General features: G+C 72.0%; 14 protein-coding genes. 13 read left to right on the top strand and 1 reads right to left on the bottom strand.

The genetic code is table 11. The annotated features are described in order from the left end of the window. The first annotated feature begins 71 nt into the window (after window positions 1-71). The 6 genes from dapA (at window position 72) to AC1RSJ_RS08825 (ending at window position 6869) form a co-directional block, all read left to right on the top strand. Window positions 72-1046, top strand: a complete 975-nt coding sequence (gene dapA, locus AC1RSJ_RS08850) for a 4-hydroxy-tetrahydrodipicolinate synthase (RefSeq protein ID WP_493117994.1) — start codon at window positions 72-74, stop codon at window positions 1044-1046. An 88-nt stretch (window positions 1047-1134) separates the two neighbouring features. Next, window positions 1135-2814 carry a ribonuclease J gene (locus tag AC1RSJ_RS08845; RefSeq protein ID WP_493117993.1) on the top strand — a complete coding sequence of 560 codons (1680 nt, stop codon included), beginning with the start codon at window positions 1135-1137 and terminating at the stop codon, window positions 2812-2814. 244 nt (window positions 2815-3058) lie between these two features. After that, entirely contained in the window at window positions 3059-4054 is a 996-nt protein-coding gene (locus AC1RSJ_RS08840) for an efflux RND transporter periplasmic adaptor subunit (RefSeq protein WP_493117992.1), read from the top strand. Then, window positions 4051-4878, top strand: a complete 828-nt coding sequence (locus AC1RSJ_RS08835) for an ABC transporter ATP-binding protein (protein WP_493117991.1) — start codon at window positions 4051-4053, stop codon at window positions 4876-4878. The genes AC1RSJ_RS08840 and AC1RSJ_RS08835 overlap by 4 nt, the downstream gene beginning before the upstream one ends. Beyond that, window positions 4875-6116, top strand: coding sequence for an ABC transporter permease (locus AC1RSJ_RS08830; RefSeq protein WP_493117990.1), 1242 nt, complete (start codon window positions 4875-4877; stop codon window positions 6114-6116). The genes AC1RSJ_RS08835 and AC1RSJ_RS08830 overlap by 4 nt, the downstream gene beginning before the upstream one ends. Window positions 6117-6155: 39 nt before the next feature. Further along, a complete protein-coding gene (locus tag AC1RSJ_RS08825; protein WP_493117989.1) occupies window positions 6156-6869 on the top strand; it encodes a hypothetical protein in 714 nt (237 codons plus the stop codon). A gap of 67 nt (window positions 6870-6936) precedes the next feature. Here AC1RSJ_RS08825 and AC1RSJ_RS08820 read toward each other — a convergent pair whose 3' ends face one another. Then, window positions 6937-7842 (bottom strand): hypothetical protein, encoded by a 906-nt coding sequence (locus AC1RSJ_RS08820; RefSeq protein WP_493117988.1) that lies wholly within the window; start codon window positions 7840-7842, stop codon window positions 6937-6939. Window positions 7843-7938: 96 nt separating this feature from the next. Between AC1RSJ_RS08820 and AC1RSJ_RS08815 the strand changes: the two genes are divergently transcribed. The 7 genes from AC1RSJ_RS08815 (at window position 7939) to AC1RSJ_RS08785 (ending at window position 15059) form a co-directional block, all read left to right on the top strand. Beyond that, window positions 7939-10746, top strand: coding sequence for an FtsK/SpoIIIE family DNA translocase (locus AC1RSJ_RS08815; protein ID WP_493117987.1), 2808 nt, complete (start codon window positions 7939-7941; stop codon window positions 10744-10746). A gap of 33 nt (window positions 10747-10779) precedes the next feature. Beyond that, a complete protein-coding gene (gene pgsA / locus AC1RSJ_RS08810; protein WP_493118103.1) occupies window positions 10780-11406 on the top strand; it encodes a CDP-diacylglycerol--glycerol-3-phosphate 3-phosphatidyltransferase in 627 nt (208 codons plus the stop codon). After that, window positions 11403-11894: a CinA family protein gene (locus AC1RSJ_RS08805; RefSeq protein ID WP_493117986.1), complete on the top strand. Its 492-nt coding sequence runs from the start codon at window positions 11403-11405 to the stop codon at window positions 11892-11894. The genes pgsA and AC1RSJ_RS08805 overlap by 4 nt, the downstream gene beginning before the upstream one ends. A 179-nt stretch (window positions 11895-12073) precedes the next feature. Next, on the top strand, window positions 12074-12400 hold the full coding sequence (locus tag AC1RSJ_RS08800; RefSeq protein ID WP_493117985.1) for a helix-turn-helix domain-containing protein: 327 nt from the start codon (window positions 12074-12076) through the stop codon (window positions 12398-12400). A gap of 63 nt (window positions 12401-12463) precedes the next feature. Continuing rightward, window positions 12464-12691 carry a DUF3046 domain-containing protein gene (locus AC1RSJ_RS08795; RefSeq protein WP_493117984.1) on the top strand — a complete coding sequence of 76 codons (228 nt, stop codon included), beginning with the start codon at window positions 12464-12466 and terminating at the stop codon, window positions 12689-12691. Between the two features lie 272 nt (window positions 12692-12963). After that, entirely contained in the window at window positions 12964-14043 is a 1080-nt protein-coding gene (recA, locus tag AC1RSJ_RS08790; protein WP_493117983.1) for a recombinase RecA, read from the top strand. 131 nt (window positions 14044-14174) lie between these two features. Further along, a complete protein-coding gene (locus AC1RSJ_RS08785) occupies window positions 14175-15059 on the top strand; it encodes a regulatory protein RecX (RefSeq protein ID WP_493117982.1) in 885 nt (294 codons plus the stop codon). The last annotated feature ends 35 nt before the right edge of the window (window positions 15060-15094 follow it).

The raw sequence follows: 15094 nt of genomic DNA, 5'->3' as shown, positions 1-15094 counted from the left end.
GGAGCAGCCCGGCCACGCGGCCCCGCCCACCGGGACCCCGCCCACCCCGGCCCGACCACTACCCTGGAGGGGTGACCCCCCAGAACCCGTTCGGACAGGTGCTCGTCGCGCTGGTGACCCCGTTCACCGCCGACGGCGAGGTCGCATGGTCCGACGTGGAGAAGCACATCGACCGGGTGATCGTCGACGGCGCGGACGGCATCGTCGTCACCGGCACGACGGGGGAGACGAGCACGCTCACCGACCCCGAGAAGCTCCGCCTGGTCGAGGTCGCGAAGGATGTCAGCGCGGGTCGCGCGAAGGTCGTCACGGGCGGCGGGTCGAACGAGACCGCGCACGCGATCGAGCTCTACCGGAAGAGCGAGAAGGCCGGCGCCGACGGCATCATGATCGTCACGCCGTACTACAACAAGCCGACGCAGGCGGGCGTGCTCACGCACTTCCGGATGATCGCGGATGCCACGGACCTCCCGGTGATCCTGTACGACATCCCCGGGCGCACCGGCATCCCGATCAGGTACGAGACGATCCTCCGCATCGCGAAGCACCCGAACGTGCTCGCGATCAAGGATGCGAAGGGCGACCTCAGCGAGGTCAGCCGCGTCATGAACCAGACGGACCTGCTCTACTTCGCGGGCGACGACGCGATGACGCTGCCGGAGATGGCGATCGGCGGATCCGGCGTCATCTCGGTGACGGCGAACATCGCCAGCGCGCCATTCCGCACCATCGTCGACGCGGTGAACGCGAACGACCTCGCGACCGCGACGGCGGCGCATAAGAACCTGGAGCCGCTGGTGCGCGCCGTGATGACGCACATCCCCGGCACCGTCGCGACCAAGTACATCCTGCACGGGCTGGGTCGCATCTCCAGCCCGCGCGTCCGGCTCCCGCTCGTGGGACCGGAGGAGGCGGAGGCCGCCCTCATCGAGGATGAGATCGCCCTCGTGAAGGACGTGCCCGGCCTCGACTTCAAGAACTTCCGCCCGGATCGCAACGCCGCCGCCGGCGGCGCGCTGCCGAAGGTGGCCGGCACGACGCGCTGAGCGCGTCCGACGTCGTCGACAGGGGGCTCACGGCCCCGCACGCAAGCCCGCGGCCCAGCCGCGGAGATCAGACACAGAGGGAGAGCGCATGACCGCCTCCGAGGTATTCGAACCCGCCCGACTCGAGAAGGGCACGCTCCGGGTCATCCCGATCGGCGGACTCGGCGAGATCGGCCGCAACATGACCGTCTACGAGTTCGAGGGCAAGCTGCTCATCGTCGACTGCGGCGTGCTCTTCCCCGAGGAGCACCAGCCCGGCGTCGACCTGATCCTGCCGGACTTCTCGCCGATCCGGGACCGGCTCGACGACGTGGTCGGGGTCGTGCTGACGCACGGCCACGAGGACCACATCGGCGCAGTGCCGTACCTGCTCCGGCTCCGCCGCGACATCCCGCTCATCGGCTCCACCCTCACGCTCGCGCTGGTGGAGGCGAAGCTCAAGGAGCACCGGATCCAGCCGTACACGCTGACGGTGAAGGAGGGGCAGCGCGAGGTGCTCGGCCCGTTCACGACCGAGTTCGTCGCCGTGAACCACTCCATCCCGGATGCGCTGGCCGTCGCCATCCGCACGCCCGCCGGTCTCGTGCTGCACACCGGCGACTTCAAGATGGACCAGCTGCCGCTGGACGACCGGATCACCGACCTCCGCGCGTTCGCCCGCCTCGGCGAGGAGGGCGTCGACCTCTTCCTGCCCGACTCGACGAACGCCGACGTGCCGGGCTTCACGCCCCTGGAGCGCGACATCGGCCCGGTGCTCGAGACGGTGATCGCCCGCGCGAAGCGGCGCGTGATCGTGGCGAGCTTCTCGAGCCACGTGCACCGCGTGCAGCAGGTGATGGACGCCGCCGTGGCGAACGGCCGCCGCGTCGCCCTCATCGGCCGCAGCATGGTGCGCAACATGGGCATCGCGTCGGAGCTCGGCTACCTCAAGGTGCCCGAGGGCGTGCTGGTCGACCTCAAGGAGGCGCTGGACCTGCCGGACGACAGGGTCGTCTTCATGTCCACCGGATCGCAGGGCGAGCCGATGGCCGTGCTCGCGCGGATGGCGAACCTCGACCACCAGATCGAGCCCGGACCGGGCGACACGGTGATCCTCGCCTCGAGCCTGATCCCCGGCAACGAGAACGCGGTCTACCGCGTCATCAACGGGCTGACGAAGCTCGGCGCCACGGTTGTGCACAAGGGCAACGCGAAGGTGCACGTCTCCGGCCACGCGGCCGCCGGCGAGCTGCTCTACTGCTTCAACATCCTCAAGCCGCGCAACGTGCTGCCGGTGCACGGCGAGGCCCGCCACCTCAAGGCGAGCGCCGAGCTGGCGCAGGACACCGGCGTGCCGCCCGAGCGCACCTTCGTCGGCGAGAACGGGCTCGTGCTCGATCTCCGCGACGGCCAGGTGCGGGTCGCCGGCCAGCTCGACCTCGGCTTCGTCTACGTCGACGGCTCGTCGGTCGGCGAGATCACGGACGCCGACCTCAAGGATCGCCGGATCCTCGCCGAGGAGGGCTTCATCTCGATCTTCGTCGCGGTCGACAAGCAGACCGGCCGCGTGATCGTGGGCCCCGAGATCCAGGCGCGCGGCTTCGCCGAGGACGAGGAGATCTTCGACGACGTGCGCCCGAAGATCATCCAGGCGCTGTCGGAGGCGGCCGCCGGCGGCACGCGCGACCAGCACGGCTACAGCCAGGTCGTGCGACGCACGGTGGGCCGCTGGGTCAACACGAAGCACCGCCGCCGCCCGATGATCATCCCGGTGGTCATCGAGGCCTGAGCGGAGGACCCCGAACGGCCGGACGGCCCGGCAGCGCACCCGCGCTGCCGGGCCGTTCCGCGTCCCGGTGTCCGGATCAGGGTGTCCGGATCAGGGTCCTCCCTGACACCCCGGAGGGGATGATCATCCTTCCGGATGATTCCTCGCGAGTCGTGCCGCTCGGAGGACGCGGAGGCCCCGGCCGCTCCCTAGGCTGGCCCGGCATCCGTCCCCGCGGACCCCTCCCCGACATCGAAGGAGCGCCATGAGCGTCGCCCGCAAGTGGGTCTTCCCGATCCTCAGGATCGTGATCTTCGCGGCCGTGGCGGCCGCCCTGGTCAAGCTGGCGTTCTTCGGCGGCCTCACCGAGGCGGCCGACCACTCCATCCCCACCGGCTCGGTGCAGGACCCGGTCGTGCAGGTCGAGAAGAAGACCGTGCGCAACGACGTGAAGGTCGATGCGACGATCACCGCCGATCCGGCCGTCGAGGTCCGCGCCACCGCGGCCGGCACCGTGCTCAAGGTGCTCGCGAAGGTCGGCCAGCAGGTGGAGGCCGGCACGGCGATCGCGACCGTGCGCACCCAGCCGGACCTCTCGAACCTCCCGGAGGGCGCCACGCCGCCCGCCGCGAAGACCGTCACCATCGCGGCCGGCGCCGCCGGCACGCTGAGCGACCTGCCGCTGCTGCCCGGCCAGCTGGTCTCGATCGGGGACGCGCTCGCGCAGGTCGCGCCGCCGACGTTCAGCGTCGTCGGCTCGATGCCGCCGGAGCAGCAGTACCGCCTGCTCAACCGGCCCACCGAGGGCACGGTCACGATCTCCGGCGGACCGCAGCCGTTCACCTGCACGGGCCTCACGATCACCACCCCGCTCTCCGGCACGGGCGCCGGCACCGGCGGCTCGACCGGCACCGACCCGTCGACCGGCGCGTCGACCGGGTCCACCTCGAGCACCGCCGTGCGCTGCGCGGTGCCCGCCGGGGTCACGGTCTTCAGCGGCATCGCCGCGAAGCTCGTCATCTCCGGCGGCGTCGCCGAGGGCGCGCTCGTCGTGCCGGTCACGGCCGTCGAGGGCTCCGCGGGCGGACCCGGCACGATCTACCTGCCGGGCGATGACGGCACGCCGAAGAAGACGGCCGTGACGCTCGGCATCAACGACGGCGAGGTCGTGCAGATCACCGAGGGCGTGAAGCAGGGCGACACCGTGCTGCAGTACGTGCCGGGCTCCGACGCCGAGGCCCAGCAGGGCGCGGGCGGATGAGCCTGCTCCGGCTCGAGGGCGTGACGCGCACCGTCGAGCTCCCGGACGCGCCGCCGCTGCACATCCTGCGCGGCATCGACATCGAGGTGGAGGTCGGCGACCACGTCAGCATCGTGGGCCGGTCGGGCAGCGGCAAGTCCACGCTGCTGAACCTGCTCGGGCTGCTCGACGAGCCGACAGACGGCCGCCTCGTGTTCGACGAGGTGCCGCTCGAGCGGATGAGCGCCCGCCAGCGCGATCTGCGCCGCGGCCGCGATGTCGGCTTCATCTTCCAGCAGTTCAATCTGCTCCCCGGCCGCTCGGCGCTCGAGAACGTGATGACCCCCTTGCTGTACGCGCGGGGTCGCCAGTTCTGGCGCCGGCAGCGGATCGCGACCGAGATGCTCGAGCGCGTCGGACTCGGCGAGCGGCTCGCCTCGCTGCCCTCGCAGCTGTCGGGCGGCGAGCAGCAGCGCGTCGCGATCGCCCGCGCGCTCGTGCGCGGCCCGCGGCTGATCCTCGCGGACGAGCCGACCGGCGCCCTCGACGTCGACACCGGCGCGACGGTCATGCGCCTCCTCGACGAGGTGGCGGAGGCCTCCGGCGCCGCGCTCATCACGATCACGCACGACCCGAACGTCGCCGCGCTCGCGCGACGGCACTACCGGCTCGACCGCGGCGTGCTGACGCCGGCCGGGGCCGATCTGGTCGGCGCCGCCGCGGGCGTGCCCATCGCCGGGTCGGGTGTCGCCGGATCGAGCCCGGGCGCGTCGAGTGCCGGGGAGTCCGACACCGGCCTGCCGGCACCCCGCCCGCTCGCCGGTCAGGACGGCGGCGCCGCATGAGGGTCGTCGAGTTCCTGGTCGGCGCGGTCGTCGAGGCGTGGGGCGAGTTCCGCACGCACAAGGCGCGCGTCATCCTCAGCCTCATCGGCGTCGCGCTCGCGGTGCTGGCGCTCACCGGGGTCGCCGCGATCGGCGCCGTCGCCCAGCAGTCGGTGACGGAGAGTCTCGAGCGGCAGCAGGGGCGTCCGGCGCTGCTCAGCATCGGCACGCCGTACCAGCCGAGCACCGGCGTCGCGTACCAGGGCGACTACCAGCCGCTCGTCGCCGCGGAGATGGACCGGTTCGGCATCGACTGGTGGAGCCGCATCCAGTACACGCAGGTGACCGCGGCGACGACGACCGGCACGCAGTTCGTGCAGGTGCAGGCCGTCGACGCCGACTGGGGCACGATGCACCGCGTGCGGCTGTCGCAGGGCGGCTGGTTCCGCGACGACGACACCCAGCGCCTCGCGCCGGCGATCATCATCGACTCGGTGTTCTGGAAGTCGCTCGGCTCGCCGGACCTCAGCACGCATCCGACGCTGCGCCTCATCTCGCCGGCGCCGGCGACCGCCGTGATCATCGGCGTCACCCCTGGCGGCTACGAGGGCAGCCCGTCCGCCTTCCTGCTCTACGACTCGTACGCGCGGATGACGGCGGAGACCGGTCCGACGGCCGACGAGCAGATGTACGGGCTCAACCTCTCCTACGAGGCGTGGGTGCCGCCGTCGCAGTCGCGCGAGATCAGCTCGCGGATGGCGGCGGACCTGCAGCGTCGCGTCGGCGACGGCTGGCAGGTCGACGTCAACCGCAACGACTACGCGGCGTACGCCGGGCCGGATCCGCTGCTGCTGTTCAAGATCGTGGTCGGCGCGGCCGCGGGGCTGATCCTGCTGCTCGGCGCGCTCGGGCTGGTGAACATCTCGATGGTGACGGTGCGCACCCGCGTGCGGGAGATCGGCATCCGGCGCAGCTTCGGCTCGACGGCGGCCAGGGTGTTCCTCGGCGTGATGATGGAGAGCGTCGTCGCGACGGTCGCCGCGGGCGCCGTCGGCGTGATCCTGGCCATCCTCGGCCTCAAGAACCCGTGGGTCACCGACTGGCTGGAGCAGAACGCCGGCCTGCAGGACGTGCCGGGCTTCCCGTTCTCGGCGGCGGTCTTCGGCCTGCTCGTCGCCGCCGGCGTGGGCGCGCTCGCGGGGCTCCTGCCCGCCATCGTCGCGGTGCGCGTGAAGCCGATCGACGCGATCCGCTACTGACGCGATCCGCTGCTGAACGGGCTCGTCTACCCTCGGAGGATGCCGATGCGGATCGCCGCCGCGCTGCCGGTCGTCGCGCTCGTGCTCGCCCTCGCGGCCTGCACGTCGCCGTCGTCGCCGCCCGGGTCGTCATCGCCGGCCGACGACCCGGCGGGTGCGAGCCCCACCTCGTCGGCTCGGCCCGCGCTCGACGACCTCGCGCTCGACGCGGACGGCCTCGTCGGCCCGGATCGCGACCACTCGCTCCGGATGGGGAAGCCGGTGCCGGATGCGGCGGCGGAGGTGCTCGCGGCGTGGGATGCGGACGCCTGCGACGGCGGCAGCGCCCAGCCGGGCGACGCCTACAGCGGCGCCTGGTCGGCCGACTTCCCGAGCGGCGCCGGCTTCTACGGCGGCTCGGACAGCCAGGTGTTCCAGCTCGACTCGAGCGGCACCCGCGACGGCGACGTCGACTGGATCGTCGTGCTCGGCACGGCGATCGGCACCACCGAGGGCGTGCACGTCGGCGATCCCGTCTCCGCGGTGCGCGAGCACTACCCGCAGCCCGCGGGCGTCGTGCACCTCGGGCTCAGCGACCTCTACATCGTCGCCGGCACGGTCGGCCAGCTCACGCTGGAGGTGACCGTCGACGACGGCTCCGGCTACTGGCAGCCCGATCAGGTGGGCAGGGTCTTCGCCCTCTCCGCACGCCCCGTCGGCAGCGACCCGGTCGGCCTCGTCGCCACCGACGACGTGCCCGGCTGCAAGGCCTGAGCCGATCCGGGTCTCCGGCTCCGACGCCGGCGGCTGCTGAGGCGACGCCCCTCATCCACGCAGGTCCTCAGGCCCCGGCGAGCTCCTCGAGCGCGGCCTGGAAGGCGTCCTCGACCACGATCCCGTACCCGCCGTCCTCCTGACGCCCGCCGATCCGCTGCGTCACCCCGTCGCGCCAGAACCAGATGCCGTCGTCGACCGGGCCCCCGGGGATCGCGTGGGCCTCGCCCGAGGTGATCCCCAGGGTGACGCTGAAGAGGGACTGGATGGCGGCGAGCGAGTCGGGGCCGCTCAGCAGCGTGTACAGGAGGGCGTGCCGGTACGGCACGGAGAAGACGACCCCGAGCGGCGCCGTCGCACCCTCGGACGCGAGCAGGGATGGCAGGTCGACGGCCTTCGACGCGATGAACATCGACTCGCCCTCCAGCACGACGATCCCGGGCACGGGCTCGGCGCGGGAGTCGATCGGCTCGCGAGCGACGTTCGCGGCGCCGACGGCGTACAGCTCGTCGAGCGGCAGCGCCAGGCTCGCGACCGCCTCGTCGCCGAGCGTCTGCACCGACTCCTCGAAGTCCAGCCCGAGCACCACGGCGAGGCCGGGGCCGAACGCCCGCTGGTAGTCGGTGCTGATCGGTCCGCCGAAGTCTGCCGGCAGCAGCCGCGTCCGGATGCGCCGCCGGAGTTCGTCGACGGGGAGCGATCCCGGCGCGGGGAGGCCGCCGGTGCCCTGCGCGATGCGCAGGTGGCGCTCGACGAGCGCCCGGCGATCGCGAGGATCGGCGTTCCGCGCCAGTGCCATCAGGTTGTAGAGCGGGAGCACGCCCTGATCCGTCGCCAGTGCGACATCCGGCGTACCGGCTCCCTGGATCTCGATGGCTGCCCCGGACGCCGCGAGCACGTCCCGCGCCATCAGCACGGTGTCGGCGTCGATCTCCTCCGGGGTCTCGCGACGTCGTCGCCCGAACAGTCTCATCTCGAACTCCCCTCAGTTCTCCGCCGAGCGTACCCAGCCGCTGGACACGCGCCCAGCCTCCCCGACCGGGGCACAGCCCGCGTCTACCGTGTGCCCATGGCCACGAGCACCCGGTCGGGATCCCGCGCGCGCGGTTCCGGCACCTCGACGCGGACGACGTCGACGCGCTCGGGCTCGGCGCGCTCCGGCGGCACTCGCTCGCGCTCGTCGGACAGCCAGGCGGTCACGAAGAAGCTCCCGGCGAAGTCGGCATCGAGGTCGACGGTCACGCCGGTCGACGAGCGGCCCGGCCTGCTGGTCCGCGCCTGGCTCGGGCTCGCCCACATCGTCGGCGGCGCCGCACGCCTGTTCGGCACCGAGACCCTGGCCAAGGAGGAGCGCCGCGACGGCGTGCCGTTCCTGCTCGTGCTCCTGGCGATCGCCGGCGCGGCGGTCGAGTGGTTCTACGCCGCCGACGACGTCGCGATCGGGCTCGACGCGTGGACGTTCGGCGGGCTGCTCGGCCGCGTCGCGTACGCGCTTCCGGTGATCATGCTGCTGTTCGCCGTGTGGCTCTTCCGGCACCCGTCGAGCGTGCACGATAACACGCGCATCGGCATCGGACTGCTCCTGTTCCTGACCAGCGTCGCCGGCATCAGCCACCTCGCGCTCGGCCTGCCGCAGCCGGCCGACGGGATCGTCGGGCTGGCTAGGGCGGGCGGCGTCGTCGGCTGGATCGTGGCGCAGCCGCTCGCGTCGCTGGGCTCGCCCTGGTACTCGGCGCCGGTCGTCGCCGTGCTGCTCGCGCTCTCGCTCTTCATCATGACGAAGACGCCGCCGAACCGGATCGGCCGCCGCGTGCGCGAGCTCTACGCCTGGCTCTTCGGCGAGCAGCTGCCCGAGAAGGAGGCCGCGGCCGCCGCGGCGGACGGCGACAGCCAGGAGCTGGGTTCGCTGACCGACCTCGGCCTCGACATGGACGACGAGACCTCGATGCCCTGGTGGCGTCGCGGCAAGCCGAAGAAGAACGACGCCTTCGACACGCCCGTCGTCGACGAGTCGGAGGCGGAGACCGCCATCACCCCGGAGCCTGCCGCCGACGGCGGCTTCGACCTCGAGCTGCTCGAGGACCTCGTGCGTGCCGAGGACGCCGTCAAGCGCTTCACCGGCGAGGTGGAGACGGGCGTCGCCACCGGCATCCGCGACGACGGCGCGACCGAGGTGCTCGGCGCCGTCGCGCTCGACCAGCCCGGCGAGGAGGCCGCACCGGCTCCCGCTCCGCGCGGTGCTCCCGCGTCCCGCCGCCCGTACCGCCTGCCGACGGCCGCCATGCTCGGCGCCGGCACGCCGCCGAAGCTGAAGACCCCGGCGAACGACGAGATCATCGCCGCGATCACGAGCGTGCTCGGCCAGTTCCAGGTCGACGCGAAGGTCACCGGGTTCACCCGCGGCCCGAGCGTGACGCGCTACGAGATCGAGCTCGGGCACGGCGTCAAGGTCGAGCGCGTCACCGCGCTCGCGAAGAACCTCTCCTACGCGGTCGCCTCGAACGAGGTCACGATCCTCTCGCCGATCCCCGGCAAGAGCGCCATCGGCGTCGAGATCCCGAACCGCGATCGCGAGATCGTGTCGCTCGGCGACGTGCTGCGCTCCGGGTCGGCCACGAAGAACCCGCATCCGATGACGATCGGCCTGGGCAAGGACGTCGAGGGCGGCTTCGTCGTCGCGAACCTCGCGAAGATGCCCCACCTCCTCGTGGCCGGCTCCACCGGCTCCGGCAAGTCGACGTTCATCAACTCGATGATCACGAGCGTGCTCATGCGCGCGAAGCCCGCCGAGGTGCGGATGGTGCTCATCGACCCGAAGCGGGTCGAGCTGGCCGCCTACACCGGCGTGCCCCACCTCATCACGCCCATCATCACGAACCCGAAGAAGGCCGCCGAGGCGCTGCAGTGGGTCGTGAAGGAGATGGACATGCGGTACGACGACCTCGCGTCGTTCGGGTTCCGCCACGTCGACGACTTCAACCGCGCCGTGCTGGCCGACGAGATCAAGCTGCCCGCCGGGTCCGAGCGCAAGCTCCAGCCCTACCCGTACCTGCTCGTCGTCGTCGACGAGCTCGCCGACCTCATGATGGTCGCCCCGCGCGACGTCGAGGACTCGATCGTGCGCATCACGCAGCTCGCGCGCGCCGCCGGCATCCACCTCGTGCTCGCGACCCAGCGGCCGAGCGTCGACGTGGTGACGGGCCTCATCAAGGCGAATGTGCCGTCGCGGCTGGCCTTCGCGGTGTCGAGCATGACCGACTCCCGCGTCATCCTCGACCAGCCCGGCGCCGAGAAGCTCATCGGTCACGGCGACGGCCTGTTCCTGCCCATGGGCGCCTCGAAGGCGATCCGCGTGCAGGGCGCCTGGGTGCAGGAGGCCGAGATCGCGGCCGTCGTCGGCCACGTCACCGAGCAGGCCCGCCCCGAGTACCGCGACGACGTCGCCGCGGTCGTCGAGAAGCGCGAGATCGACGCCGACATCGGCGACGACCTCGAGCTGCTGCTCCAGGCCGCCGAGCTCGTGGTGAACACGCAGTTCGGCTCGACGTCGATGCTGCAGCGCAAGCTCCGAGTCGGCTTCGCCAAGGCCGGTCGCCTGATGGACCTGCTCGAGTCGCGCGAGATCGTCGGCCCCTCCGAGGGCTCGAAGGCCCGCGATCTGCTGGTCTCCGCCGACCAGCTCCCGGATGTGCTCGCCCGCCTGCGCGGCGGCGGTCCGTCCGGCGAGGGCGCCCCGGCATCCTCCGCGCCGCGGTCGGTGCCGCCGACCGGCGGGATGACCGGGGACGACGACCCGATCGGGGCGATGACCAGCGGCTATCCTGAGGACGACGGCCCCTCGGACGAGGACGCCTGGGATCTGACCGGCAGGGGGTAGGCGGTGGCCGTATCCGAGCCGCGTCAGAACCCGATGCGGGGGCGCGTCGTGAGCGACGGCGAGGGCCGCGCGAGCCTGGGCAACATCGCCAACATCATCACCGTCGTCCGGATCCTCATGGCGCCGGTGTTCGTTTGGCTCCTGCTCATCGACGACGGGCGCGACGGCGTGCTCCGCTGGGTGGCCGCCGCGCTGTTCCTGGTCGCGATCCTCACCGACTCGGTCGACGGGTTCCTGGCCCGCCGGCTCAACCTCGTCACCGACTTCGGCAAGCTCGTCGATCCGATCGCCGACAAGATCCTCATCGGCGGCGCGCTGGTCGGCCTCTCGATCCTCGGCGAGCTGTGGTGGTGGGTCACCGCGCTCATCCTGCTCCGCGAGGTCGGCATCACCGTCTTCCGCTTCATCGCGTTGCGCGACCGCGTGATCGCCGCGTCGCTCGCCGGCAAGATCAAGACCTGGGCGCAGTCCGTCGCGGTGTCGGTCATGCTCGTGCCGCTCGACCGCCTCGTCGGCGACTGGTACCTCGTGCTCGGCTGGGTGCTCATGGGCATCGCGCTCGTCCTCACCGTCTACAGCGGCATCGAGTACCTCGTGCAGGCGCGGCGGGCGGACCGCGTCCGCTCCGAGCACGTCCTGCCGGAGCATCCGGCGGCGTGACCGCCGTCGAGCGGATCGTCGAGCGGCTCCGCCGGCGGGAGCTCACCCTCGCGGTCGCCGAGTCGCTGACCGGCGGGCTGCTGGTCGCCGAGCTGGTGTCCGTGCCCGGCGTCTCCGAGGTGCTGCGCGGGGGAGTGGTCGCCTACGACACCGCGATCAAGCGGTCGGTGGTCGGGGTCGACGCCGCGCTGCTCGCCGAGCACGGACCCGTGCATCCGGAGGTGGCGCGCCAGCTCGCGGACCGCGTCCGGACGGCGCTGGCGGTCGACGGCGTGCCGGCGCGCGCGGGCCTCGGCACGACCGGCGTCGCCGGTCCCGGGCCGCAGGACGGGCACCCGGCGGGCACCGCGTTCATCGCGGCTGCCCTCGATGGTGACGTTCGCGTGCGGGCGCTCCGGCTCGACGGCGACCGCGGGGCCATCCGACGGGCCGTCGTCTCCGAATCCCTGGTGCTGCTCGGCGAGCTGCTCGACTCCTCGGAGGCGTGAACGGCCGGGCGCGGCGTCCCTCCGATTGGGACTTCAGGAATAGCGTCCGTTTCGATCAGGTTAAAACCACCGAGTCACACACGTGGCACACAGTCCGTCCTGGTTAGCATCGACGAACCGGGACGGTGTTACAGTTGCCGCCCGGTCCGGGTCGGCAGGTACGAGTGAAGGAGGATCCCATGGTTCTGGTTCGTCAGGAGATCGGCGACGTCCTCCGCGATGTGCGCCTGCAGAAGGCCATGACGCTGCGCCAGGTCGCGAGCCGCGCGAGCGTCGCCCTGGGCTACCTCAGCGAGGTGGAGCGCGGGCAGAAGGAAGCGAGCTCGGAGATCCTCGCGTCGGTCGCCGACGCCCTGGACACCCCGATCTCGATGATCATGCGCGAGGTCGGCGACCGCCTGGCCGTGCTCGAGGGCGTGGATGCCGGATCGCTCCGGCCCGTCGTCCCCGACACGCTGCCCGACGAGCTCGTCGCCGAGTTCGACAGCGGGCTCGTCGCGCGCTGAGCACCACGACATCGAGCCCCGGTCCCGTGCGGACCGGGGCTTCGTCGTCCTAGCGTGGAGATCATGAAGCTCACCGAGTTCCGCCGGGCGGTCGCCGACGAGTTCGGCGGCGCCTACGGCCGCGTGCTGACGCAGGACACCGTGCTCGCCGAGCTCGGCTCGCGCACGCCGGACGAGGCGCTCGAGGCCGGCGTGCCCGCCGGCGACGTCTGGGCGGCCCTCTGCGTCGCCCACGACGTGCCCGTGGCGCGCCGTCACGGCGTCGGGCTGCCGCAGCCCGGCGCGCGCTGACCTCCGACACGCCGCGCGGAGATCTCTCGAACATCCGTTCGGATGTGGATATCCTTCCTCCACAGGCTCGTTCGAACCCGTGAACTGCACATGACGGCCCGTCGCTCCCACTGGATGTCGGAGCCCGGGCGTAGCGTGCGGGACATCGGTTCGGAGACGAGCCGTAGCCCTGTCGGGATGCCGGAGACCTTGCACCATCGGTCGATGGCGACGACGACAGCAGATGGGCGGCAACCGCGAGCGACGCTCGCCGAACATGGAGGAAGACCGATATGCCCACCACCGCAGACCGCGAGAAGGCCCTCGAGACCGCGCTCGCCCAGATCGACCGACAGTTCGGAAAGGGCACGGTGATGCGGCTCGGCAGCGACGAGCGCGCCCCCGTCGCCGTCATCCCGACCGGCTCCATCGCCCTCGACGTCGCGCTCGGCATCGGCGGGCTCCCGCGCGGCCGCATCATCGAGATCTACGGCCCGGAGTCGTCCGGAAAGACGACGCTGACGCTGCACGCGATCGCCAACGCCCAGCGCAACGGCGGCATCGCGGCGTTCATCGACGCGGAGCACGCGCTCGACCCCGAGTACGCCAAGAAGCTCGGCGTCGACATCGACTCGCTGCTCGTCTCGCAGCCCGACACCGGCGAGCAGGCGCTCGAGATCGCCGACATGCTCGTGCGCTCCGGCTCGATCGACCTCATCGTCATCGACTCCGTCGCGGCGCTCGTGCCGCGCGCCGAGATCGAGGGCGAGATGGGCGACTCCCACGTCGGCCTCCAGGCCCGCCTCATGTCGCAGGCGCTCCGCAAGCTCACCGGCGGACTGAACCAGACGCAGACCACGATGATCTTCATCAACCAGCTGCGCGAGAAGATCGGCGTGTTCTTCGGCAGCCCGGAGACCACCGCGGGCGGCAAGGCGCTGAAGTTCTACGCGTCGGTCCGCCTCGACATCCGCCGCATCGAGACGCTGAAGGACGGCGCCGACGCGGTCGGCAACCGCACCCGCGTCAAGGTCGTCAAGAACAAGATGGCGCCGCCCTTCAAGCAGGCCGAGTTCGACATCCTCTACGGCGTCGGCATCTCCCGCGAGGGCAGCCTGATCGACTACGGCGTCGAGCACGAGATCGTGCGCAAGTCCGGCGCCTGGTACACCTACGACGGCGACCAGCTGGGCCAGGGCAAGGAGAACGCGCGCAACTTCCTGCTCGAGAACCCGGACACCGCCGCCGAGATCGAGACGAAGATCCTCACGAAGCTGGGTATCGGCGCCGCCGGCAAGGCCGCTGCCGTCGAGGCGGCTCCGGTCGACTCGATCCAGGAGAAGATCGCCTCGCGCAAGGCCGCCAGCGCCTGACCCGGAGGCCGGGCTCGCGTTCCGCGGGCCCGGTGCTCCTGTCAGACACGCGCATCTGCTGAGCCGGCGCGTTCGTCAGACCAGCCCCTTCCGGCGCCACCCATCCACCGCGACAGTCCGAGGAGCGCACGATGAGCGAGTCCGACGACCGGCTGGCCCCGGTCACCTACCTGCCCGGCACTCCGAGGCCGTCCGACGGCTCTCGTCGTATCGGCGATCACCCGGCCGGGTCCCGGCTGCCGACCCTGCGCAGCGTCTATGGCGAGGCAGAGACCGGCGAGGCAGAGACCGGGGAGTCGGGGGCCGACGAGCGCGCCTCGGCCGGAGGGTCGGCGAACGGAGCGGATGCCGGACCGGATGCGTCCGCGGCGACCCCGGACGAGCGCGCCGCCGCCCGCTGGAACGTGCCGGTCATCGGCGCCGCGCCGGCCGGAGCGGCGTCGGATCGGGCAGGGTCGGCGGCCGAAGCCGCCTCGGAGCACGCGGCCGCATCGGAGCACGACGCCGAGTCGGAGGACGACGACGACGAGCTGCCTGCCCATCGCATCGAGGCCGTCTCGATGCGCGCGCTCGGACGCCGTGGACTCTCGCGCCGTGAGCTCGAGCGCACGCTGCGCGATCGGGGTGCCGGTGCCGAGGCGATCGAGACGGAGATCGTGCGGCTGGAGTCGGTGGGGCTCATCGACGACATCGCGCTGGCGCAGAACCTCGTCGGCACGCTGCAGGAGCGCAAGGGCCTCGGGCGCACCGGGGTCGCCGCCGAGCTGACGCGCCGGCTGCTCTCGCCCGCGGCCATCGAGTACGCGCTCGAGCTGATCGACACCGGCGACGAGCTCGCCCGCGCCCGCGAGCTGGCCGCCGGCCGCGCTCGCCAGCTGCGCGGGCTCGACCACGACACCGCCGTGCGCCGGCTCTCGTCGTGGCTCGCGCGCCGCGGCTACTCCGGCAGCACGATCCGCACCGCGGTCGACGCCGCGCTGCCCCGAAACCCCGGCTCGACCGTCCGCTTCCGCTGATTCTGCGCCGGCGACGGGCGGTGTCCCGGAGGCAT

This window comes from Schumannella sp. GW821-FHT10F01, assembly GCF_058809295.1.
Note: the sequence above shows the minus strand (reverse complement) of the source record. Positions and strands in the feature narration are given on the sequence as shown.